Below are 21840 nucleotides of genomic sequence, written 5' to 3'. Positions count from 1 at the left end.
TGGACGACCCTCTATTGGGTCATTTACCAAATGAATGAAATTCAGTAATTACATTGCTGTGTAAACACCGTTTACAATCTTAACTGCTTTTGGAGCCTTATCCGGTTCTCCGTCCTTGGACCACTTCATGTTCTCGCCTGTTAAGCCGTTTACGGATATTTCTGTCATAGATGTCTTTAAAGCATCACAGATTGCGGAAGCGTCCATATCTGTTGTAAGTCCGGACTTTTCAGCAGCAGCCTTGATGGCGTAAACCGCATCATAACCATCAGCAGCAAACTGGTTCGGTGTCTCACCGTATTTCTCTTTGAAAGTGGTAACAAATTTCTGAGTCAGTTCATCCGTTGCATCAGCGGCAAATGGTGTCAGAAGCATTACATTTTCAGCTAAGGAAGTATCGAAATTTTCTACGGTTAAAAGTCCGTCAAGTCCGTCGCAGCCAAAGAACTGCGTCTCATATCCCATCTGCTTTGCCTGTGCAAGGATCAGGGAAGCCTGGGAATAGTAAATCGGAAGGAATACAAGTTCAGCGCCTGAATCCTGTGCCTTCTGAAGCTGTACGGAGAAGTTGGTATTGTTGTCTGCGGTAAAAGCCTCATCAGACACAATTTCAATTCCCTGGTTCGCTGCTTCAGAAAGGAATTTATCATGGATACCGGATGAATAAACATCGGAGCTGTCATAAATGATGGCAACCTTAGTAGCCAGCTTGTTCTCACCAATGTACTGTGCGGAAGCTGCTCCCTGGTTAGGATCGGAGAAGCATACACGGAACTGGTTGTCAAACTTTGCACAGTCTACAGCAGAGCCGGAAGGAGTGAGCTGGAATATATTGTCGTTACTGGATTCCGCGCCTACTGCGATACAGGGAGCGGAGGTGACGGTACCGACTAACATCTGCATACCCCAGTCCTTTAAGGTATTGTACGCATTTACTGCTTTTTCCGTATCGTTTTCATCATCCTGGAAGTTGTACTCAATCTGAGCGCCGTTAATTCCGCCATTTGCGTTGATTTCGTTAATGGCAAGTTCCGCACCGCGCATAACAGCCTGTCCATAAATCGCTGTACTTCCGGTAATCGGACCGATACCGCCGATTTTAAAGGATCCTTCTCCAGAAGCCTTTGCTGCTTCCGTGGATTCTCCTGATGCCGCTTTTGTTTCCCCGGCAGCGGTAGTTTCTGTAGTTTTGCCGCTTCCACAGGCAGTTAAAGATGCTGCCAAAGCAACTGCCATAGTAAAACTCAGTAACTTCTTCATAGATTTTTTCATAATCCATTCCTCCTCATAGAACGTTTTATATATACAGTTCTTGTGACATGATTTACGTGATAAAGGCAGAAATATACAGCCGGAATCCAGCAAATCACCTGTTCGATGAGCCAAGGGCAGATCGAACCCCGTTGACTATACATAGTCTTTATAATAAAATGGCTTTTAAAAAAAGTCAACTGATTTTAATTTAATTATGAAAAAATCGACATGTTTCCTTTTTCCTGTCTGTGCTTAAATGATGAAACATCATTTGTCCCAGGGAAGATCAGAGCTTTCAATGGTCTTATCCCTGAGCATCAGCTCTTTGACAGCCTCTGAGGCTGGTTTGTTATCGAATAAAACTGCATTTACCTGCTCCACAATCGGCATGGAAACATCGTGTTTTTCCGACAGGGCCAGAGCGGCTTTGGCAGAATAAATGCCTTCCACCACCATCTTCACTTCTTTTGTAGCTTCCTCCATGGTCCGTCCCTGGCCGATTAAGATTCCGGCTCTCCGGTTCCGGCTGTGCATACTGGCACAAGTCACGATCAGATCCCCGATTCCGGACAAGCCGCAAAAGGTCTGGAATTTACCTCCCATTTCCGTTCCAAGCCTGGATATCTCAGCAATGCCCCTAGTGATCAAAGCCGCTTTTGTGTTATCTCCATAGCCCAATCCATCTGCGATTCCGGCAGCAAGGGCGATGACATTTTTAAGGGAGGCTCCAAGCTCGATTCCCTGGATGTCAGGGCTTGTGTATACCCGGAAAACCTCACTCATAAAGATTCCCTGAATGTATTCTGCTGTCTTTCTGGTACGGGCACCTGCCACGCAGGTGGTAGGAAGGTTTTTGCTCACCTCTTCCGCATGGCTGGGTCCGGAAAGGACTGCCACATCTGCCATAGGAAGTTCTTCTTCCAATATTTCGGAAAGGGTCATAAGAGAGGATTCCTCGATCCCTTTTGCAACGTTGACCACTACCTGGCCGTATCTGCAAAATGGATTCATCTTTCGTGCCGTGGAACGGACATATACGGAAGGAACTGCAGTTATCAGAAGATCCCTTCCTGTCATGGTTTCCTCTAAATCCTCCGTAAAAGCCATGTCCTCTGGAAGCACCAGATCCGGAAGGGTATGATGTCTGTGAGTCGATTTCATCTCCGAAATCTCCTCGGGAAGAGCCGACCAGACGGTCACCTCATGACCATTATTATATAGAAGAGCCGCAAGCGCTATTCCCCAGCTTCCCGAACCGACCACTCCGATTTTAGCCATTTTCTTCACCTCATTTTATTTTTTTCCTGATCCAAAGGAAATTTTATTCTCTCTGCCGCGGACAAGGCGTCCGATATTTGCACGGTGGCGCCAGAACGCCTGACCGCTTATGAGTGCCGCCACTATGTAGAATTCCGGCAGCAATCTTTGATCAATACCATACGCTCCCAGCTTTCCAAATAGGATCAGCCATACAAAAAGGATCGTTGCAACCACCAGGGAGCCCAGAGAAACATATCTTGTTATGGCAACGATCAAAATAAATGCCACCAAGCATAAAAGCATCATTCTTAAATCAGTGGCTACGATCAGTCCGGCAGTGGCTGCAATGCCCTTGCCGCCTTTGAAATTAAGGTAAAACGGGTAGTTATGGCCTAGAATAACGCCAAAGCCCGTGTATAATATCAGAAGATAAATCATCTCCGGCTGGGACTTAAACAAGACCCGGATCATCAGGCAAGGAATCAATGACTTTAAAAAATCACCAAAAAAGACCACTGCTCCGGCCTTTGCCCCCATGACCCTTAAGGCGTTGGTCGTACCGGAATTACCGCTTCCGTAATTGCGGATATCGATTTTATGAATCTTTCCGTAAAAATAACCGGACTGCAAGAGTCCAAATAAATAACCTGCAAAAAGACAGATGATTCGTTCCATACTACTGTTCCTTTCCGCTTCTTTCTCTATATATAAACTTAAGGGAGGTTCCCTTGAAACCGAATGCTTCCCGGATCCTGTTTTCTAAGTATCTGGTATAGGAAAAGTGGGTAAGTTCCTTGTCATTTATAAAGATTACAAAAGTCGGAGGCTTTACAGCTACCTGGGTGATATAATAGAGCCTTAACCGCTTGCCCTTGTCAGACGGAGGCTGTTGAAGCGCCACGGCTTCTGTCATGATTTCGTTTAGAACTCCGGTAGCTACCCGAAGGGTCTGGTTCTCCCGAACCATATCAATCACCTCGAACAGCTTATTCATCCTTTGGCCGGTTTTTGCAGAAATAAATACGTACTCTGCGTAAGGCATAAAGGATAGGGTGTTCTTAATCTTGTTTGTATATTCATATATGGTCTTATCATTCTTTTCAATGGCATCCCATTTGTTGACCGCAACAATGATGCCCTTACCACGCTCATGAGCAATACCTGCAATTTTTGCATCCTGCTCAGTTACGCCTTCTTCCGCGTCAATGACCACCACCACCACATCGGCACGTTCAACTGCCGTAACGGTACGGATGATGCTGTAGCGCTCCAGCTCTTCTTTGATCTTATTTTTCCGTCTAAGTCCTGCCGTATCAATGAACACATATTCGGTGCCATTATGGACGATCTCCGTATCCACCGCATCCCTGGTAGTTCCTGCAATGTTGGAAACAATGACCCGGTTTTCTCCCAAAAGCTGATTTATAATAGAAGATTTTCCTACGTTTGGCTTTCCCACAATCGCAATTCTCGGCCTGTCATCCTCTTCTTCCTCTGTATCAAAGGTGCCAAAATGTTTTGCCACCTCATCAAGAAGTTCTCCAAGGCCCAGTCTGGAGGCTGCAGAAACCGGAACCGGATCACCGATTCCTAAATTATAGAACTCATATACATCATTACCAAACTTCTGGAAGCTGTCCACCTTATTGACTGCAAGGACAACAGGCTTTTTTGATTTCCGAAGAATGTCTGCGACCTTGGAATCCGCATCCACCAATCCCTGACGGACATCCACGATAAAAACGATGACATCTGCGGTGGCAATGGCGATCTCCGCCTGCTCCCGCATCTGGGACAGTATGATGTCACTGCTGTCCGGCTCAATACCCCCAGTATCAATCAGGGTAAAATTCATATTCAGCCAGGTACAGTCTGCATAGATACGGTCCCTGGTAACGCCTGGTGTGTCCTTTACAATAGAAATGGTATCACCGGCTAAAACATTAAACAACGTAGACTTTCCCACATTGGGGCGGCCTACGATAGCAACCACTGGTTTACTCATATGTTATTTCCTTTCTCTATTTCGCCATGCTTTTTGGGCATAAAGGTATGCCCGCAGGGTGTTTCTTCCTCTTACCCACGTTTACTGGTCATAAAGGGATACCCATAGGGTACTTCCCCTTTTCTGCACGATTTTCCGGTCATAAAGGGATACCTGCAAGGGTGTTTAACTCATATCCTTCATAAGAAGCTTCACTCTCTTCTACCGGCTCAAGAACCGCCTGTACAAAATCCTGACCGCTTGATTTTACAATATCTACCTGTACTTGTAAAGCATTTTGTACATCCTGGCGGGTCAGGTCATCAAGAAATACCTCTTCTCCGCTTCGGAACATGCATTCCGGAAGCAATAACCGTCTGCCCAGTGCCTTACCCTTAAGCTGTCCGATTAAGTCCTGGCCGGTGATTAAGCCTGCCACTGTGATTTGCTCGCCGAAAAAGACATTGGTAATCGGATAAATGTGAATGACCCGCCCGGGAAACTTTTCCTGTACCAGTTTTGCATGTCTTTCAATATAAGGGGCAGCAAGTCTGCCTGTTGCTATTGAGATCTCTTCAGACTTATGGTCATCCTCCATGGTTTCCAGAGCGGCCTTAATCTCCTCATCCAAAAGCCGGAGCATGCCTACGCCGTTTTCCAGCTGAATATATCCGTCGTAACAGTTCTCTTCCGGAAAGGGCAGCCCCGCCAGGATATAAAGCTCATCACTGGCATGAATGAAATGGTTTCCATGGGTTTTATACAGCTTTTTCTGCCATCGTCCGATGATTTTCACGATCTCTTTTGCATCCTCAGACGTAAAGGGCTGTAAAGGATACAGACCATCCCGGTATTTTGACATTCCAACAGGGACTGCGGATACGCTCTCCATATATGGAAGGTATTTTGATAAATCCTCTATGGTCCTCTCCAGCTCCTTTCCGTCATTGACGCCCTTACACAGCACGATCTGTCCGTTCATGGGGATCTCTGCCTCATACAGCCTTTGGATCTTATCCAGGGCTTTGCCTGCAAACCGGTTATGAAGCATCTCACACCTTAAGGCGGGATTGGTGGTATGGACGGAAATGTTGATAGGTGCCAGCTTAAACTTAATGATACGGTCAATGTCATGATCGCTCATGTTAGTCAGCGTCACGTAGTTTCCCTGTAAAAAGGAAAGCCTGGAATCGTCATCCTTAAAGTACAGGGTCTCTCTCATTCCAGGTGGCATCTGGTCTATAAAGCAGAAAATGCATTTATTCCGGCAGGATCTGTATTCGCTCATCAGTCCGTTTTCAAAGGTAATCCCAAGATCCTCATATTGGTTTTCTATTTCCAGCTCCCATTCTTCCCCGTCTTTCTTTTTCACGGTCATGAGAATGGACTCGCTGTTAATATAATACTCATAATCAAAAATGTCTTCCAGTTCATGACCATCTATGGACAGGACCGTATCCCCTGGCTCCAGTTCCAGCTGATCTGCAATGGATCCGGAATCAACTTCTTTTATGATATGTCCTCTTTTGCTCATTTTAATTTTACCTTTCTGTAGCTGTCCCATATATCATAACAAGATTGTTACTCTTTGTAAAGGAAGCCTTTTTTGTTTTTTTCATGGAAATACCGCCCAGGCTATTGACGCATTATGTCAATCAATGGTATAAAAGGGTGTAAGATTAAAAGCAGGCAGTCTTACGACTGGCTGTTGATTTATTATGGAGGAATCTTTGTCATGGCAAATGATTATGTATTTAACGACCAGCTACCTGTTGCTTCCTTGAAGATCGCAGCGCTGGAAAGCTGCCGGGAATTGGCCGGGAAAGTAAACGACCACATTGTAGGTTTCCGCAGAAATGATATCCAGGAGCTTATACGCCGCAAAGCTGATCTTCACTATCGCGGATATGATGTTGACTCCTATCTTCTTAAGTGCGAATGCCCGCGTTTTGGAAGCGGAGAAGCAAAAGGCATCATCAGGGAATCTGTCCGGGGTACGGACGTATTTGTGATGGCGGACGTCACCAATAACAGCATAACCTATACGGTCAATGGTTATACCAACCATATGTCCCCTGACGATCATTATCAGGATTTAAAAAGAATCATCGGCGCCTGCAGCGCAACGGCCCACAGGGTATGTGTCATTATGCCGTTTTTATATGAAAGCCGTCAGCATAAGAGAACCAAAAGGGAATCTTTAGACTGTGCCATGGCCTTAGAAGAACTGGTTCATATGGGAGTCAACAACATCATTACCTTTGACGCCCACGATCCCAGAGTCCAAAATGCCATCCCATTAAACGGATTTGACAATTTTATGCCCACCTACCAGTTTGTCAAGGCCGTATTAAGGAAGTATCCGAATTTAAGGATTGACAAAGAGCATTTAATGATCATCAGCCCGGATGAGGGCGCCATGGACCGTGCCGTATACTTAGCAAACAACTTAAGTGTAGACATGGGTATGTTTTATAAAAGACGGGATTACTCCAAAGTGATTGACGGGCGGAACCCTATCGTTGACCATGAGTTCTTAGGTGCCTCCGTAGAGGGCAAGACGGTGCTGATCGTAGACGATATGATCTCTTCCGGGGAGAGCATGCTGGATACGGCTAAGGAATTAAAGGAGCGGAAAGCGGATAAGGTGATCGTTTGCTGTACCTTTGGCTTATTCACCAATGGATTGGCTAAATTTGACGAGTATTACAGCCGTGGCTACATAGACTGTGTTGTAACAACAAATTTAAATTACCGTCCAAAGGAATTGCTGGAAAGAGAATGGTATGTGGAAGCAGACATCAGTAAATACATTGCGGCAATTGTGAATTCCTTAAATCATGATGTACCCATAAGTACCGCCCTTTCATCTACTGACAAGATACAGAATTTGTTAAAAAAATATCTGGCATAAGAAACGCCCCGCTTTCGTAAAAGCGGAAAGGAGTATTGCGCGCTGGCATGAAATCAGGATAATTTCATGCCAGGGGCAATGCTCCTTTTTATTTTTTTTCAGTGATTCCTAAAAATGCAGCTAAATTTCCTCTCTCATTCCCAGTCGTTCGATGGGAAAATAAAAGATCCGAATTACAATGGGTGCAGATATCCGTAACCTGGATGTTTTCCTGCTTTACCCCTGTCTCCAGCAGCACAATTTCATTTGCCCGCCAAAGGTCAAGTAAATATTTCCCATCTTCCTTTTCAGATAATATGTTACCCCAATGCTTCTTATCAAACCCTTTCATAAACTCCTGGGCAACCTCGCTTCCCACCTCATAGCAGTCCTTGCAAATGCTGGGGCCGATGCAGGCGATCACATCCTCCGCCTTTGTACCAAAGGCTTCCGCCATCTTCTTAACAGTAACTTCCCCCATGCGTTTCACGGTTCCCCTCCAGCCGGAATGGCTGAGCCCAATCGCCCGGTGGACTGGATCCAGAAAATAAAGGGGGACACAATCTGCATAAAAAGTGACCAGGGTAATTCCAGGAACATTGGTGATCAATCCATCCACGTCTTCATAATCCCGTTCCTTTATAATTCCTTTCCCTGCATCCTCTTCTGTGACCAGCCGTACATTGGTGGTATGGGTCTGATAAGATAAAACCATTCGGTTCACATCTACTCCCAGTGCTTTTCCCATCCGACTGTAGTTTTCCAGGACATGCTTTGGATTGTCTCCCCGGGTAAATGTAAAATTCATAGTAGCAAACTTTCCCTGGCTGACGCCGCCAAACTTCGTCGAAAATCCATGTTTCACCAGCCCGGTTCTTTCTAAAATCGGAAAAGACAAATAAGGTACCTTTTCCACTGTCGTATAATCCATTTGTATATCACTAGCTTTTCGTTTCCACATATCTTCCATCACACCTTTGTTTAAAATGCGTCTTTAATCAGCCGGATTTCCTGTCCCAGAATTGCCACCACATCAAAGCGGCAGGGAATGTCCTCCCCCAGATGGCTTCGGTACAGATATCTCTTGGCGGCATCCCTGATTTTTCTCTGCTTGAGAAGATGGACTGCTTCCGCAGGATCCCCTTTTTCCAGATTCCGCCGGTACTTTACCTCTATAAAGACGAGTTCCTTTCCATCCTTTGCAATGATATCAATTTCTCCCTTACGGTCCCCATAATTCCGTTCCAATATTACATATCCTTTACTTTCCAGATATGCGGCCGCCGCTTCCTCAAACTCACTTCCAATCTCCCGATGGTTTTTCAAAGACAGCCTCCCACAAAATTCTTAATGAAACTGCGCCTGTGAATGGGACAGGGGCCAAACTCCTTTAAGGCATTAATATGAGCAGCCGTTCCATATCCTTTATGCTTTGCAAAACCATACTCCGGGAATATTTTGTCATACTCCTCCATCATATGATCCCTGGTTACTTTTGCCATAATGCTTGCTGCGGCAATTGACACACTTTTTGAATCACCCTTGATAATAGGGACCTGGGAAACGGCAATACCTGGTATTGTAACCGCATCATTTAAAAGGACTTCCGGCTCCACTCCCAATTTACTTATGGCCTGCCTCATCGCTTCATAAGTGGCCTGCAGAATATTTATTTCGTCGATTCTGTCTGCTCCGACCACTCCCACCGCAAAAGCGGAGGCTTTTTCCTGGATCTCTTCATACAGGGCTTCCCGCCGTTTCTCTGACAGCTTTTTTGAATCATTTAAAAAAAGAATCTCACAAGCCCTGGGAAGGATCACCGCACCGGCCACCACCGGACCCGCAAGGGGCCCGCGTCCTGCCTCGTCGATTCCGCAGACCAGTACATGATCCTCATACCGGTATTCAAACTCTTTCATGATCTCCAGGCGTTCTCGTTCCGCTTGAAGTTTTTCTTCAGTAATTTTTCTCATTTCTTTAAGCTCCCATTTTATGATTGAAAAACAGGGCCTTGCTCTTTTTCCAAAAAGCAAAACCCTACATTTAATTCCGGCTACTGCACAGGAAGTTCCAGAGTCATCCGTCCCAGCTTACCGCTTCTGAAATCGTCAATCAAAAGATTCGAAGCCTTCACCAGATCCAGTTCTCCGCCCTTTGCAAGACAGGCCCTGGCCCGTGCAACCTGCATTAATGCCTCCAGGGAATCCTCTGTTTCTATTCCATATCTTTCAGAAAGAACCTTGGGGTATTCTTTTGTCAGGAAACGAATGAGTTCCATGGCCAGCTCATCCTTATTCAATATCTCGTCATTGACGGATCCAATGAGGGCGAGTTTGATTCCTACCTGCTGATCCTCAAATTTCGGCCACAAAATACCGGGGGTATCAAGAAGTTCTAAGCTTTTATTGAGCCTGATCCATTGATTTCCTTTGGTCACTCCTGGCCTGTTTCCTGTTTTTGTGCATGCTTTTCCTGCAAAGGAATTGATGAAAGTAGACTTTCCCACATTGGGAATCCCAACCACCATGGCTCTCACCGGGCGGTTTAATATTCCTCTTCTGCGGTCACGTTCTATTTTCTCCTTGCATGCCTCCTGAACAACTCCGTTAATCTGCTTTAGTCCTGCCCCGCTTTTAGAATTCACCTTGACAACGTGGCAGCCCTTGGCTACAAAATAAGACTCCCAGGCGCTGTTGCAGCGCTCATCCGCAAGATCGGATTTATTAAGCAGAACGATTCGCGCCTTTCCGGCCCCCAATACATCAATATCAGGGTTCCGGCTGCTTAAGGGGACTCGCGCGTCCACCAGTTCTATTATCAAATCAATTAATTTGATATCTTCCTTCATGGCTCTTTTGGCTTTGGTCATATGACCTGGATACCATTGTATATTCATATTATTCCTCTACTTTAAACGAATTAGTTCCATTTTTATAAAAGGCAGCATCCGGAACCATACCTTTCCCTGGATCTGTCCTCTGCTTACATTTCCGATATTGGCAAAACGGCTGTCCTCGCTGCTGTCTCTGTTATCACCCAGCAGAAAATATTCATCTTCCCCGAGTTTCACCGGCTTTTCCGCAAGCCCGGCCAGAGAGATCCTGCCAGAGCCGGACGGCTCTTTTAACTTTTCGCCATCAATAAATATTTCATCGTTTTTTATCTGCACAGTTTCACCTGGCAGGCCGATGACTCTTTTTACATTCATTTTCTGGTCTTCTCTTTGAAACACCACCACGTCAAAACGATCTGGGTTTCCAAAATCATAAGCCAGCCGATCCATCAAGACCACATCATCTGAGGCGAGAAGAGGAAGCATGGAATGCCCTGCAATCACGATCTGTGTTCCATAAGCATAGACCAGAAACCATGCAAATGCAATCACTACTACAATGTCAACAACCCAGTTGACTATTTGCCGGAGCTTATTACTATCTTCACTGTGATAAAAATCCATGTATGAAACACCCCATCTATTGTAAGGAAGTTCGATTCGCTTGGCATAATTGACCATTCGGTGAGCATGGTGAACGGAACTCCCTTAAGTACCATGCCAAGAAAGGGACAATTTGCATTGTCCCCCTCACCTAATCCGGAATTATTTAACTGATTCTTTAACCTTGGCAGCCTTACCAACTCTGTCTCTTAAGTAGTAAAGTTTAGCTCTTCTTACTTTACCTCTTCTTACAACTTCAATGTTGTCTACAGAAGGGGAATGTAATGGCCAGGTCTTCTCAACGCCGATGCCGTTAGAATTCTTTCTTACGGTAAATGTTTCTCTGGCGCCGCCGTTCTGTCTTTTGATAACGGTTCCTTCAAAAATCTGGATTCTTTCGCGGGCACCCTCTTTGATCTTGTTGTATACCTTAACGGTATCGCCAACGTTGAACTGAGGAACTTCCTGCTTTAACTGTGCTGCTTCAATTTTCTTGATAATCTCATTCATTGTGTGAACCTCCTTGATATTATTTGATGTTCTTAATACTTCATTATGAAATCCGTAACAGAGGACCATCGCCTTTTCATCACAACGTGTTACATTTTATCATAAAGAGACTTGGAATGCAAGTCCTTTTTCGCCAAGGGGATATTCGCAATCCCCAGCCATCACTTAATGCTTTTCGCATTTGAAGTGGGGGACTTACTTGATTCGGTTAAATTATTCCCGTTTTTCCTGCTCATTTTCAAGCTTTATTAAATATTCCGCTTCTTTTTTGGACAGGTTGGCATCCGCTAAAAGATCCGGCCTGCGTTCCAGGGTCCGTTTAATGGATTGTTCCCTTCTCCAGGCATCGATATTTTTATGATGACCGGATAAAAGGATATCCGGAACCCGAAGCCCCCTATACTCTTCCGGCCTGGTATACTGGGGATATTCCAGAAGATTATCGTGGAAGGACTCAAACTCTGCAGAGGCATCGTTGTTTAAAACCCCGGGAATCAGCCGGGAAATGCAGTCAATCATGACCATGGCCGGAAGCTCGCCTCCTGTCAGCACATAGTCGCCAATGGAAAGATAATCCGTTGCAACAAGCTCCAAAGCTCTCTCATCAATTCCTTCGTAATGACCGCATAGGAACACAAGGTCTTCTTCCTTTGCCAGCTCCTCTGCAATTCTTTGGTTAAAAACCCTCCCCTGAGGAGTCATGTAAATAACCCGGGGCTTTTTCCCGATCTTCTCACACAAGTCATCATACGCCTCACAGATAGGCATGGGCTGCATGACCATTCCGGCTCCGCCTCCATAGGGATAATCATCCACATGGCGGTGTTTGTCTGTTGAATATTCCCGGATATCAATGGCTTCAATGGAGAGCAGGCCCTTTTCCGCTGCTCTCCCGATAATACTGGTGTGGAGGCCGTTTAGGACCATCTCAGGAAACAGGGTTAATATGTGATAATTCATTGTCTATTTCCACTCCTCTATCTTAATCCAGAAGCCCGTCCATGATGTGAACCGTAACAATTCCTTCTGTTAAATCCACATTCAACACGCATTCCTTGATTGCCGGAAGCAGGACTTCCTTCCCTTCGGCCGTTTTTACTTCATAGACGTCATTGGCTCCGGTCTTGATCACATCGGTCAGGGTTCCAAATTCTTCTCCATCCTCAGTGACTACACGAAGTCCGATTAAGTCAACAATGAAATTTTCATCCGGTCCCAGTTCCACAGCCTGGTCTCTGGTTATGAGCAAATCTTTTCCTTTATATTTTTCAATGTCTTCAATGGAATCATATCCTTTAAACTTAAGGATTACCATATTTTTGAAAAACTTTACCCCCTGGATTTCCAGATTCATATGCTCCCGTCCGGTATCCAGGATTACATCTTTTAAACTGTTAAAACGGTTTACATCATCTGTGGTTGGATAAACCTTTACTTCTCCTCTCACCCCGTGGGTGGAGGAAATCACGCCAACTCTTAACAAATTTTCCATCTGTCTCTCCATATCGTGAAAAGGAAGTCTGATTCGCTCTACTTACCTTCTTTCAGTAAATCATGTCAAAGAAACCGGATATCGCTATCCGGCTTAATTCTTAGTATTTGCACAAAGAAGTTCGATTCATACCAAAAGGACCGTCGTCCCGACAGGCCGGCGGTCTTTTCCGGTTACTGGATTTCTACAGTAACTCTTTTGTCTTCTTTGGAAGCTGCTGCTTTTACAACAGAGCGGATAGCCTTTGCAATCCTTCCCTGCTTGCCGATTACCTTACCCATGTCGGAAGGCGCTACCGTAAGTTCGAGGATTATCTCATCATCTTTTACGGTTTCAGTAACAACAACCTGATCCGGATCATCAACCAGTGCTCTTGCAATTACTTCTACTAATTCCTTCATATGCTTCACCTCTCACTACTGGATACCGGCGATCTTTAAAAGCTTGCTTACGACTTCGGTTGGCTGAGCACCTGCTGTTAACCACTTCTTAGCATTCTCTTCATTAAACTTGATTACGCTTGGTTCTGTGGTAGGATCATAGTAACCAACCTCTTCGATGAATCTGCCATCTCTTGGAGATCTGGAATCTGCAACTACAATTCTATAGAAAGGAGCCTTTTTCTGACCCATTCTTTTTAATCTCATTTTTACTGCCATTTTGAAATTCACCTCCTTAAATCTTGGATTCTAAAACTAATTTATAGCGAACGCAGTAATCTGCTTTGCTAACGTTAAATAGTAACTAAAACGGTAATTTCAGCTTGCCGAGCAAACCGCCGTGACGCTTTCCGCCGCCCATCATGCCGGGAAGCTGTTTCATCATCTTCTTCATCTGGTCAAACTGCTTGACTATGCGGTTTACCTCTGTGATATCCACGCCCGCGCCCTTAGCCACACGCTGTTTTCTGGAAGCATTCTTCATAAGCTCCGGATTCAGCCGTTCTTTGCTGGTCATGGAAAGAATGATCGCTTCTACCCGGTCCATGGCTTTTTCATCAAAATCCATATCTTTCATTTGTCCCATGCCCGGCATCATGCCTAAAATGCTTGCCATACCGCCCATTTTCTTTACCTGGTTCATCTGGTCCAGAAAATCGTTGTAATCAAATTCCGCCTTGCGGAGTTTTTGGGACAACTCTTTTGCTTTTTCTTCGTCAACCTGGATTTCAGCCTTTTCAATAAGAGAAAGGATATCTCCCATACCAAGTATTCTGGAAGCCATACGGTCCGGATAAAACTGTTCCAAATCCGAAAGCTTTTCTCCCATACCTACATAAAGGACCGGTTTTCCGGTCACTGAACGGATTGAAAGAGCAGCACCGCCACGGGTATCACCGTCCAGCTTGGTAATGATGACGCCATCAATGCCAATTTTGTCGTTGAACATTCCTGCAACATTTACCGCATCCTGTCCTGTCATGGCATCTACTACAAGTATCGTCTGATGAACATCTACCACATCTTTAATTTCGATCAGTTCGTTCATCATGTTTTCATCAATGTGAAGGCGGCCAGCCGTATCCAGAATGATCACATTCTGATCATTCTTTGCAGCATAGGCAATCGCGGCCTTTGCAATATCTGCCGGCTTATGGTTTTCTCCCATGGAAAACACGGGGACACCCTGCTTCTCTCCATTGATCTGCAGCTGCTTGATAGCAGCCGGACGGTAAACGTCACAGGCAACGAGAAGCGGCTTTCTGCCCTTTGCCTTAAGCTTTCCGGCAAGCTTGGCAGTGGTGGTGGTCTTACCGGCACCCTGAAGACCGGCCATCATGATGATGGTCATATCGCTGGCAGGCTTTAACTGAATCTCAGTCGTCTCAGAGCCCATCAGCTTTACCAGTTCTTCATTTACAATTTTTATTACCATCTGCCCGGGAGTCAGACTGTTCTGGACATCTTGTCCAATCGCCCGCTCCTGTACGGCACTTATAAACTGTTTAACAACCTTAAAGCTTACATCGGCTTCCAGTAAAGCCATCTTCACTTCTTTAAGGGCTGTTTTCACATCGGCTTCGGACAAACGTCCTTTGCCTCTTAAACTTTTAAATACATTCTGTAATTTATCGGATAAGCTCTCAAAAGCCATCTAACGCCCTCCTAATGAGCTTCCAGCTCGATGATTTCGCCCGATATCTCCTCAATGCGATGGATCAGATTCATGTCTGCCCGATCGGCAAACTCTTTTGTCAAACTCTGGATTTCTCTGGCCAGTTTTTTTGTCTGCTCAAATTTTTTTACCAGATGGAGTTTTTCTTCATAACCTTCCAGAATCTTATCACACCGTTTGATGAGGTCATGGACCCCCTGACGGCTGATACCCTGTTCTTCTGCAATCTCGCTTAAAGAAAGGTCATAAAAAGCAACATCTTCGTAAATATGTCTTTGATGCTCTGTTAAAAGAGCGCCGTAGAAATCATATAATAAGCCCTGTCTTGCTATCTTTTCCATATCATCACCTGGGATATCATACAATACTTTTCATAAGGTGTCAAGTGTTTTTTCTTTACACCCCTGTTTTATTTTAAACAAATTTTTCTCATGGAAGCGGTTTATCAAGAAATTTTTTCATGAAATAATAAAGTTTTCTGCTGTGGACGATATAGCTGCCATGCCCTTCTCCGGGAAGAATCTGAAGACTGCTGTTTTTTATCTTTGAGGCAAGATAACGGGTATGGGATTCACGGACCATATCTCGTTCCCCTGCCAAAAGAAGCACTGGATCAGAGATACTCTCCAGCTCTTTGACCGCAATCTGGGGTTCCTTAAGCATCATCAGAATCTTTGGGTCATGGTTTAAGGCTTCGATCATAGCGAAAAATTTAAGCCAGTACCATTTTAAGCCCTGGGGATAAGCATTTGCGCCGCAAAGCACCAGCTTTGAAAAAAGCCCGGGATGACGGACGGCTGCAAGAATCCCTATGATCCCGCCATCGCTGAATCCACAGTAACAGGGCTTTTCAAGCTTCAGCATTCTGACAAATTCCGCCATGTCATCCGCCATTTCCTCATAACCCAGTGTTTTCACTCTTGAGCTTTTTCCATGATCCCTGGAATCCAGGGCGTAAACGGTATAATCTTTTCTTAAAAGCTCCGCTGTTTCATTAAAAATGCTGTGATCCTCCCCGTTTCCATGTACAAGAAGGATAGCCGGGCCGCTTCCTGACACCTTGTAAAACAATCTGATTCCGTTTACCTCAATATACACGGCTTCTCCTTATCTGGCGGGTACGATCTCGATCCAATAACCGTCCGGATCACTGATAAAGTAAATACCCATGGCAGGGTTTTCAAAACAGATAACTCCCATTTCCTTATGTTTTTTATAGAAGCTTTCGTATTCATCCGTTTGGAACGCCAGATGAAATTCACATTCTCCCAGGTTGTAAGGCTCTTTTCGTTCTGTTAAGTAAGTCAGTTCCAGGGTGAAATCACTTTTTCCGTCACCTAAATATATCAGTTTAAAGGAACCATCTGCCGCTGCTTTTTCACGCACAGGGGTAAGTCCCAGCGCATCCTTATAAAATTTTAGGCTCTTTTCCAGATCAAGTACATTAAAATTAAAGTGGTTAAATGTAATCATGCCGCTGTCACTCCTTTTCTTTTTTACATCAGCTGCGTTTTCCCTTTTACCGGTTACGCGCCTGTCCATTGTCATATCCATCATACCATATATATTAACCCACTTGTCAACAGCAACCGAATATCTTCTGCCTGAAATATCAAAAGGCCCTCATTCTCCTCATTTCAGGCGTTGTGCCCATTCCTTTTTAAAGAAAGGCCCGGCCTTTCAGAAAGAGCCGGACCTATTTAAATCATTATTTTTTCGGCAAAAGAGCTTTTGTGCCTCCCATATAAGGCTGCAAAGCTTCCGGAATCTTCACGGTTCCGTCTGCCTGTAAGTTGTTTTCCAGGAAAGCGATCAGCATTCTCGGAGGAGCAACTACGGTGTTGTTTAATGTATGGGCAAAATACTTTCCTCCATCTTCACCTGCAACACGGATTTTCAGTCTTCTTGCCTGGGCATCACCTAAATTAGAGCAGCTGCCCACCTCAAAATACTTTTTCTGCCTTGGAGACCATGCCTCCACATCCACTGATTTCACCTTTAAATCCGCCAAATCACCGGAACAGCATTCCAGGGTTCTTACCGGGACATCCAGGGAACGGAATAAGTCAACCGTATTCTGCCATAATTTATCATACCAATCCATGCTTTCTTCCGGTTTGCAGACAACGATCATTTCCTGCTTTTCAAACTGATGGATCCGGTACACTCCACGTTCCTCTAAGCCGTGAGCGCCTTTCTCCTTACGGAAGCAGGGAGAATAACTGGTTAAGGTCTGAGGAAGCTTTTCTTCCGGAAGGATGGTGTCAATGAACTTTCCGATCATGGAATGCTCGCTGGTACCGATCAGATATAAATCCTCTCCTTCGATCTTATACATCATGGCATCCATTTCAGCAAAACTCATAACACCTGTCACTACTTCACTGCGGATCATGAAAGGCGGAATGCAGTAGGTGAAGCCCCGGTTAATCATGAAGTCTCTTGCATAGGAAAGTACGGAAGAATGAAGCCTTGCAATATCACCCATCAGATAATAAAAACCATTGCCGGCCACCTTTCTAGCGCTGTCAAGATCAATGCCGTCAAAGCTTTCCATAATATCCGTATGATAAGGAATTTCAAACTCAGGAACAACCGGCTCGCCGTAACGCTCTACCTCTACGTTCTCGCTGTCATCCTTACCGATGGGTACACTGGGATCAATGATATTCGGAATGGTCATCATGATTTTTTTGATTCTTTCTTCCAGGTCACGTTCCTTATCTTCCAACTGGGCCAGATGTTCGGAAGCATCAGTAACCTTTTTCTTCATTTCCTCTGCTTCTTCCTTCTTTCCCTGTCCCATTAAGGCGCCGATCTGTTTGGAAAGTTTGTTGCGTTCCGCTCTTAAGGCATCCCCTTCCTGCTTTGCCGCACGGTTCTGCTCATCAAGTTCAATGACCTCATCAACTAACGGCAGTTTGCTATCCTGGAATTTATTTTTCATATTTTCCTTTACGATTTCAGGATTTTCTCTTACAAACTTTAACTCTAACATGGTATTCCTCCTGGTTTTTCCTCAATATTCTCTGCGAAAGTTGTCCCGCATGATAGTCTGCCGTTGATTATACTACAAAAAAAGGGCAAAGAAAAGCCCCTTTCCTAAAATTCCCCATCCATCACCTCATTCTTATCCACGAATGAGGGTCGAAAGGATTTCTTCAAAGCACACTCCGTTTTTCACCGGAACATGAAGCTCATCGGATTTTATAATACAGTCCTTTACAAAGCTGGCCGCTTTTTTCACTGCCTCTGCCAACGGAATCCCCTTTACGGTCTGGGCTGCAAGGATGCTGGAAAACACATCTCCGGTTCCCGGCCGTTCACACCCGACATGAAGAGAACGCAAAAAGCGGGGTTCCAGGCCCTTCTCCGCGACTACATTGGTCACATAGCCGCCTTCCCTTACGCCTGTGATCACCACGGAATCAGGTCCCATTTCCCAAATTTCAGCCGCCATTGCAAGAAGCTCCGAACGTTTCCAGCCCACTGGCCGGTATTCTCTTCCGGTTAAGATACAGGCCTCCGTTAAATTGGGGGTCACGATGTCTCCAAAGCCCACCAGTTCCTTCATACGGCTGCACATCCTTTCCGTATAGGTCTGATAGGCCTTCCCGTGATCTCCCATAATGGGATCCACCAAAACCTTTGTATCCTGTGTTCTAAAATCCTTAATCATGTCAATGACAATTCCAATCTGTTCCTCGGAGCCTAAAAATCCGCTGTAAATCCCGTCAAAGGACAGATCCAGTTTTTTCCACTGTTCAATGTATGAAGGCATTTTCTCCGTATAATCATCAAAAAAGTAGGTTGGGAATCCGGTATGGTTGGATAGAATGGAGGTTGGAACCGGACAGCACTGAACCTTTAAGGCTGAGAGAATGGGAAGGGCCACTGTTAAGGAACAGCGGCCATATCCCGACAGATCATGAATAACAGCAATTTTTTTCTGGTGTTTTTCTGATGTCATATAAATTTCCTCTTTTCTGTCCATTGGTGACTCTAACAAATTTTCGTAAATAAGCCGGACCTGATCAGGGCATTCCGGAGGGGCATGTAGATGATGACGGAAACAATGGCAGAGGTTATTGCATTAATAGAAGTAGACGCAACGTTCCATGCCAGCGCCAGTTCTGCCGCCGGTTTTCCCAGGATCAGAAGCTTGTAAAAATAACCCACCAGGGGATCAAAAATCACATTAAACAATAGTCCTCCTGCCACTGCTGCGATGGTCCAGGCCAGTATATGCTTTTTATCAGAAGATTCATTGATCCTGCCGATTTTATGAGCCAAAAATCCGGTAATAAGGCCGATGCACAGTTTTAATACAAAGGTCTTTGGCGCATATACCACATAAACCGGATCAAAAAGGTCTCCTATGGTCATGCCGATGGCACCGCCTAATCCGCCGTACAGCCCACCTAATAAAAGCGCTCCCAAAACACAGACCGCATTTCCCAGATGAATGGATGTGGCATCTCCTCCCGGAAGTGTGATCTTAAATTGCAGGAACGTAAATACTACATAGGACATGGCGGCAAACAGTCCTGTCAGTGCGGTTTTATAAATCCTGTTGTCTGTCTTACTCATTGGTAATTCCTCCCTTGCTGCTTATGTTGTTCTTTATCTTAGCACGCAAGTGGAGTGATATAAATATCCAGTTTCGATATATTAAATCATACCAGTTTAGTCATGGGATTGGATACAAATCAGGGTTCCGGACGCGAATTCAATCGTGCCCTCTTCGCCGGTCAGCTCATTGCTGATGCACAGGCTGGTACCTAAGTCAATGTCCTTTTCATAAAGAGGATATTTGAATCCGGTCAATGTGATTTTCTTCACTTCTCCGCACAGGGGAAGGAAGGAAATGTACTTTCCCCATAATGTTTCAACATGAAACGTTCTTCCCTTATCAATCACAGTAATCCAGTTTTTATCGTCAACAATGGAAGCTTCCACGCCTTTTTTTAAACATGCATAAAGAAGATGTAGATTGCCGATAAAATGGTCCATCCTTCCTCCTGTTGCTCCAAGCAGGACCAACTCCGAGCAGCCAAGTCCTATGGCGGTATTTATGGCAAGTTCCGTATCGGTCTCATCCTTTTCCGGTTTATGGATCTCCCAGGTGATCTTGTCCGGGCTGTTTTTATATTCTGCCAGGATATCTTCTGCCACCGTGTCAAAATCTCCAACAATGGCATCAGGCTTTAACTGAAGCCTGGAAAGGGCCGCCAGCCCGCCATCCACTGCGATAACTTTATCAAACGCTCTGTTTTCTAAAAATCTGCCGGCAAATCCATAATCCATGGTCCCTCCGGTAACGATCAAACCTCTAACTTCTTCTTTCACCCTTCATATTCCTCAAATATTTTTAAGAATGCCTTTGTATTGGCGGCCGCATTTCCTTTAAATACGGCTGAACCGGCCACAAATACATTAGCACCTGCCTCAATCAGTTCTCTCACATTATCACAAGTCACGCCTCCGTCAACCTGGATATCCGTCTCAAGATCCCGTTCCCTGCAAATTCGTCTTAGAGCCCTCACTTTATCCAGTGTATAAGGGATGAATTTTTGTCCGCCAAAGCCTGGATTCACCGTCATAATTAAAACCATATCAACTTCCGGGAGAATGAAATCCAGGACGGATAAGGGGGTTGCCGGATTAAGGGCCACTCCTGCTTTTAGACCGGCTTCCTTGATCTGATTAATGGTGCGGTCCAGATGGTTACAGGCTTCCGCATGGACACAGATGAGATCAGCTCCCGCTTCTTTCATATCATTTATATATCTTCCAGGTTCCTCTACCATCATATGAACATCGAATATCCGGTCCGTGCAGCCCCGAAGGCTTCCAATAACCGGCATTCCAAATGAAATGCTGGGCACAAAGGCTCCATCCATCACATCCAGATGAATGTACATGGCACCTGCCTCCGCTACCTCAGCTACCTGCTGTCCAAGATTTTTAAAGTCCGCCGCTAATATGGAAGGGGCAAGTTTTAGCATATTAATATCTCCTTTTCTCTTTTAGATCCTGATATAAAAGCCGGTAATTTTCATATCGGCCCCGGTTTATTTTTCCTTCTTCTACCGCATCCTTTACGCCGCAGGTTTTTTCCCCTATGTGCACACAGCCCAAGAACCGGCACCCGTCTTCATAGGGCTCAAACTCCGGGAAATAATCTTTCAGCCGGCCGCACTCCATGTCATCCACGTACATGGAACTAAATCCTGGCGTATCCATCAGGTACGTATCCCGTCCGATGCCAAAAATCTCCGAATGCCTGGTGGTATGCTTTCCCCTCTGGATTTTCTCGCTGATATTTGCAGTCTCCATCTCAGCCTGGGGATAGAGTAGGTTGGTTAAGGAGGACTTTCCCACTCCGGAAGGTCCTGCCAAAACCGTAGTTTTCCCCCGCACCAGTTCCCTGATTTCCTCAATTCCCTGGTTGTCATAGGTACTGGTAAAATACACGGGATAGCCAGCCGCCCCATAGATTTCTTCAAGGGCCAGTTTTTCTTCGTTTCCAGCCAAATCAATTTTATTAAAACAGATTTTTACAGGAACTTCCTGAACTTCCATCATAACCAGAAAACGATCCAGCAGATTTAAGTTGGGTTCCGGATGGGTAATGGCAAACAGCACCATTGCCTGATCCACATTGGCCACGGCCGGACGAACAAGTTCATTTTGCCTTGGCAGGATGCGTTCGATGTTTCCTTTCTTCTCCAAGCTGTCCAGGATAGAAAATTCCACATCATCCCCAACCAGAGGTTTCACGTTTAGATTGCGGAAAACTCCTTTTGCCTTGCACTCATAGATGTTTTCGTCCGTACCGTGGACGTAGTAAAAGCCTGCGATTCCTTTCAAAATTTTTCCTGTCATATATTTTC

Annotated in this window: 26 protein-coding genes; 1 reads left to right on the top strand and 25 read right to left on the bottom strand. The window is 45.1% G+C overall.

What is annotated here, in order from left to right; all coding sequences use genetic code 11:
* Positions 1–48: 48 nt before the first annotated feature.
* The 5 genes from AC27IJ_RS16365 to AC27IJ_RS16345 all read right to left on the bottom strand — a co-directional run bounded on the left by AC27IJ_RS16365 (position 49) and on the right by AC27IJ_RS16345 (position 6032).
* Entirely contained in the window at positions 49–1272 is a 1224-nt protein-coding gene (locus AC27IJ_RS16365; RefSeq protein ID WP_312443580.1) for an ABC transporter substrate-binding protein, read from the bottom strand.
* Positions 1273–1521: 249 nt separating this feature from the next.
* On the bottom strand, positions 1522–2532 hold the full coding sequence (locus AC27IJ_RS16360) for an NAD(P)H-dependent glycerol-3-phosphate dehydrogenase (protein WP_312501542.1): 1011 nt from the start codon (positions 2530–2532) through the stop codon (positions 1522–1524).
* Between the two features lie 15 nt (positions 2533–2547).
* Positions 2548–3189: a glycerol-3-phosphate 1-O-acyltransferase PlsY gene (plsY, locus tag AC27IJ_RS16355; protein ID WP_312443582.1), complete on the bottom strand. Its 642-nt coding sequence runs from the start codon at positions 3187–3189 to the stop codon at positions 2548–2550.
* A 1-nt stretch (position 3190) separates the two neighbouring features.
* Complete coding sequence (gene der / locus AC27IJ_RS16350) at positions 3191–4519, bottom strand: ribosome biogenesis GTPase Der (protein WP_312443583.1); 1329 nt, start codon at positions 4517–4519, stop codon at positions 3191–3193.
* Positions 4520–4658: 139 nt separating this feature from the next.
* Positions 4659–6032, bottom strand: a complete 1374-nt coding sequence (locus tag AC27IJ_RS16345) for a DUF512 domain-containing protein (RefSeq protein ID WP_312443584.1) — start codon at positions 6030–6032, stop codon at positions 4659–4661.
* A 201-nt stretch (positions 6033–6233) separates the two neighbouring features.
* On the opposite strand from AC27IJ_RS16345, the gene AC27IJ_RS16340 reads away from it, so the two are divergent.
* Positions 6234–7412: a ribose-phosphate pyrophosphokinase gene (locus tag AC27IJ_RS16340; RefSeq protein ID WP_312443585.1), complete on the top strand. Its 1179-nt coding sequence runs from the start codon at positions 6234–6236 to the stop codon at positions 7410–7412.
* 88 nt (positions 7413–7500) lie between these two features.
* Here the strand turns inward: AC27IJ_RS16340 and pgeF are convergent, their stop codons facing one another.
* From pgeF to rsgA, 20 genes are all read right to left on the bottom strand, one after another.
* Complete coding sequence (pgeF, locus tag AC27IJ_RS16335) at positions 7501–8361, bottom strand: peptidoglycan editing factor PgeF (RefSeq protein ID WP_442913716.1); 861 nt, start codon at positions 8359–8361, stop codon at positions 7501–7503.
* Positions 8362–8372: 11 nt separating this feature from the next.
* Complete coding sequence (locus AC27IJ_RS16330; protein WP_312443587.1) at positions 8373–8717, bottom strand: YraN family protein; 345 nt, start codon at positions 8715–8717, stop codon at positions 8373–8375.
* On the bottom strand, positions 8714–9364 hold the full coding sequence (locus AC27IJ_RS16325; RefSeq protein ID WP_312443588.1) for a ribonuclease HII: 651 nt from the start codon (positions 9362–9364) through the stop codon (positions 8714–8716). Before AC27IJ_RS16325 ends, AC27IJ_RS16330 begins: the two co-directional genes overlap by 4 nt.
* Positions 9365–9444: 80 nt before the next feature.
* Positions 9445–10287, bottom strand: coding sequence for a ribosome biogenesis GTPase YlqF (ylqF, locus tag AC27IJ_RS16320; protein WP_312443589.1), 843 nt, complete (start codon positions 10285–10287; stop codon positions 9445–9447).
* Between the two features lie 9 nt (positions 10288–10296).
* A complete protein-coding gene (lepB, locus tag AC27IJ_RS16315; protein WP_312443590.1) occupies positions 10297–10848 on the bottom strand; it encodes a signal peptidase I in 552 nt (183 codons plus the stop codon).
* A gap of 141 nt (positions 10849–10989) precedes the next feature.
* Positions 10990–11337: a 50S ribosomal protein L19 gene (gene rplS / locus AC27IJ_RS16310; protein ID WP_312443591.1), complete on the bottom strand. Its 348-nt coding sequence runs from the start codon at positions 11335–11337 to the stop codon at positions 10990–10992.
* Between the two features lie 213 nt (positions 11338–11550).
* A complete protein-coding gene (gene trmD / locus AC27IJ_RS16305) occupies positions 11551–12297 on the bottom strand; it encodes a tRNA (guanosine(37)-N1)-methyltransferase TrmD (RefSeq protein ID WP_312443592.1) in 747 nt (248 codons plus the stop codon).
* 22 nt (positions 12298–12319) lie between these two features.
* Positions 12320–12829 carry a ribosome maturation factor RimM gene (gene rimM / locus AC27IJ_RS16300; protein ID WP_312443593.1) on the bottom strand — a complete coding sequence of 170 codons (510 nt, stop codon included), beginning with the start codon at positions 12827–12829 and terminating at the stop codon, positions 12320–12322.
* 173 nt (positions 12830–13002) lie between these two features.
* Complete coding sequence (locus AC27IJ_RS16295) at positions 13003–13230, bottom strand: KH domain-containing protein (protein WP_312443594.1); 228 nt, start codon at positions 13228–13230, stop codon at positions 13003–13005.
* 15 nt (positions 13231–13245) lie between these two features.
* The gene (gene rpsP, locus AC27IJ_RS16290) at positions 13246–13488 is read right to left on the bottom strand and encodes a 30S ribosomal protein S16 (protein ID WP_013272775.1); all 243 of its coding nucleotides are present in this window, start codon (positions 13486–13488) and stop codon (positions 13246–13248) included.
* Between the two features lie 85 nt (positions 13489–13573).
* Complete coding sequence (gene ffh / locus AC27IJ_RS16285; RefSeq protein ID WP_312443595.1) at positions 13574–14923, bottom strand: signal recognition particle protein; 1350 nt, start codon at positions 14921–14923, stop codon at positions 13574–13576.
* An 11-nt stretch (positions 14924–14934) separates the two neighbouring features.
* Positions 14935–15285 carry a YlxM family DNA-binding protein gene (ylxM, locus tag AC27IJ_RS16280; protein WP_312443596.1) on the bottom strand — a complete coding sequence of 117 codons (351 nt, stop codon included), beginning with the start codon at positions 15283–15285 and terminating at the stop codon, positions 14935–14937.
* Positions 15286–15373: 88 nt separating this feature from the next.
* Positions 15374–16042, bottom strand: a complete 669-nt coding sequence (locus tag AC27IJ_RS16275) for an alpha/beta fold hydrolase (RefSeq protein ID WP_312443598.1) — start codon at positions 16040–16042, stop codon at positions 15374–15376.
* Between the two features lie 9 nt (positions 16043–16051).
* A complete protein-coding gene (locus AC27IJ_RS16270; RefSeq protein ID WP_312501535.1) occupies positions 16052–16417 on the bottom strand; it encodes a VOC family protein in 366 nt (121 codons plus the stop codon).
* A gap of 235 nt (positions 16418–16652) precedes the next feature.
* Entirely contained in the window at positions 16653–17942 is a 1290-nt protein-coding gene (gene serS, locus AC27IJ_RS16265) for a serine--tRNA ligase (RefSeq protein WP_487149759.1), read from the bottom strand.
* Between the two features lie 132 nt (positions 17943–18074).
* Positions 18075–18914 carry a pyridoxamine kinase gene (locus AC27IJ_RS16260; protein WP_312443601.1) on the bottom strand — a complete coding sequence of 280 codons (840 nt, stop codon included), beginning with the start codon at positions 18912–18914 and terminating at the stop codon, positions 18075–18077.
* Between the two features lie 32 nt (positions 18915–18946).
* Positions 18947–19534, bottom strand: a complete 588-nt coding sequence (locus AC27IJ_RS16255) for an ECF transporter S component (RefSeq protein WP_312501531.1) — start codon at positions 19532–19534, stop codon at positions 18947–18949.
* A gap of 96 nt (positions 19535–19630) precedes the next feature.
* Positions 19631–20293, bottom strand: a complete 663-nt coding sequence (locus AC27IJ_RS16250) for a thiamine diphosphokinase (protein ID WP_313260227.1) — start codon at positions 20291–20293, stop codon at positions 19631–19633.
* Positions 20290–20952, bottom strand: a complete 663-nt coding sequence (rpe, locus tag AC27IJ_RS16245; protein ID WP_312443605.1) for a ribulose-phosphate 3-epimerase — start codon at positions 20950–20952, stop codon at positions 20290–20292. Before rpe ends, AC27IJ_RS16250 begins: the two co-directional genes overlap by 4 nt.
* A 1-nt stretch (position 20953) precedes the next feature.
* On the bottom strand, positions 20954–21832 hold the full coding sequence (gene rsgA / locus AC27IJ_RS16240; RefSeq protein ID WP_487149756.1) for a ribosome small subunit-dependent GTPase A: 879 nt from the start codon (positions 21830–21832) through the stop codon (positions 20954–20956).
* Positions 21833–21840 lie beyond the last annotated feature (8 nt).

It is taken from the genome of Lacrimispora sp. YZC11, assembly GCF_057543815.1.
Note: the sequence above shows the minus strand (reverse complement) of the source record. Positions and strands in the feature narration are given on the sequence as shown.

Excerpts from the sequence above, each read along its gene's own strand:
- trmD (WP_312443592.1), bottom strand. The coding sequence starts at position 12,297 with ATGAATTATCACATATTAACCCTGTTTCCTGAGATGGTCCTAAACGGC.
- AC27IJ_RS16270 (WP_312501535.1), bottom strand. The coding sequence starts at position 16,417 with ATGATTACATTTAACCACTTTAATTTTAATGTACTTGATCTGGAAAAG.
- lepB (WP_312443590.1), bottom strand. The coding sequence starts at position 10,848 with ATGGATTTTTATCACAGTGAAGATAGTAATAAGCTCCGGCAAATAGTC.
- ylxM (WP_312443596.1), bottom strand. The coding sequence starts at position 15,285 with ATGGAAAAGATAGCAAGACAGGGCTTATTATATGATTTCTACGGCGCT.
- der (WP_312443583.1), bottom strand. The coding sequence starts at position 4,519 with ATGAGTAAACCAGTGGTTGCTATCGTAGGCCGCCCCAATGTGGGAAAG.
- AC27IJ_RS16340 (WP_312443585.1), top strand. The coding sequence starts at position 6,234 with ATGGCAAATGATTATGTATTTAACGACCAGCTACCTGTTGCTTCCTTG.
- AC27IJ_RS16365 (WP_312443580.1), bottom strand. The coding sequence starts at position 1,272 with ATGAAAAAATCTATGAAGAAGTTACTGAGTTTTACTATGGCAGTTGCT.
- rplS (WP_312443591.1), bottom strand. The coding sequence starts at position 11,337 with ATGAATGAGATTATCAAGAAAATTGAAGCAGCACAGTTAAAGCAGGAA.
- AC27IJ_RS16325 (WP_312443588.1), bottom strand. The coding sequence starts at position 9,364 with ATGAGAAAAATTACTGAAGAAAAACTTCAAGCGGAACGAGAACGCCTG.
- rpsP (WP_013272775.1), bottom strand. The coding sequence starts at position 13,488 with ATGGCAGTAAAAATGAGATTAAAAAGAATGGGTCAGAAAAAGGCTCCT.
- rpe (WP_312443605.1), bottom strand. The coding sequence starts at position 20,952 with ATGCTAAAACTTGCCCCTTCCATATTAGCGGCGGACTTTAAAAATCTT.
- AC27IJ_RS16295 (WP_312443594.1), bottom strand. The coding sequence starts at position 13,230 with ATGAAGGAATTAGTAGAAGTAATTGCAAGAGCACTGGTTGATGATCCG.
- AC27IJ_RS16255 (WP_312501531.1), bottom strand. The coding sequence starts at position 19,534 with ATGAGTAAGACAGACAACAGGATTTATAAAACCGCACTGACAGGACTG.
- AC27IJ_RS16345 (WP_312443584.1), bottom strand. The coding sequence starts at position 6,032 with ATGAGCAAAAGAGGACATATCATAAAAGAAGTTGATTCCGGATCCATT.
- rsgA (WP_487149756.1), bottom strand. The coding sequence starts at position 21,832 with ATGACAGGAAAAATTTTGAAAGGAATCGCAGGCTTTTACTACGTCCAC.
- AC27IJ_RS16260 (WP_312443601.1), bottom strand. The coding sequence starts at position 18,914 with ATGACATCAGAAAAACACCAGAAAAAAATTGCTGTTATTCATGATCTG.
- ffh (WP_312443595.1), bottom strand. The coding sequence starts at position 14,923 with ATGGCTTTTGAGAGCTTATCCGATAAATTACAGAATGTATTTAAAAGT.
- plsY (WP_312443582.1), bottom strand. The coding sequence starts at position 3,189 with ATGGAACGAATCATCTGTCTTTTTGCAGGTTATTTATTTGGACTCTTG.
- AC27IJ_RS16360 (WP_312501542.1), bottom strand. The coding sequence starts at position 2,532 with ATGGCTAAAATCGGAGTGGTCGGTTCGGGAAGCTGGGGAATAGCGCTT.
- pgeF (WP_442913716.1), bottom strand. The coding sequence starts at position 8,361 with ATGGAAGATATGTGGAAACGAAAAGCTAGTGATATACAAATGGATTAT.
- serS (WP_487149759.1), bottom strand. The coding sequence starts at position 17,942 with ATGTTAGAGTTAAAGTTTGTAAGAGAAAATCCTGAAATCGTAAAGGAA.
- rimM (WP_312443593.1), bottom strand. The coding sequence starts at position 12,829 with ATGGAAAATTTGTTAAGAGTTGGCGTGATTTCCTCCACCCACGGGGTG.
- ylqF (WP_312443589.1), bottom strand. The coding sequence starts at position 10,287 with ATGAATATACAATGGTATCCAGGTCATATGACCAAAGCCAAAAGAGCC.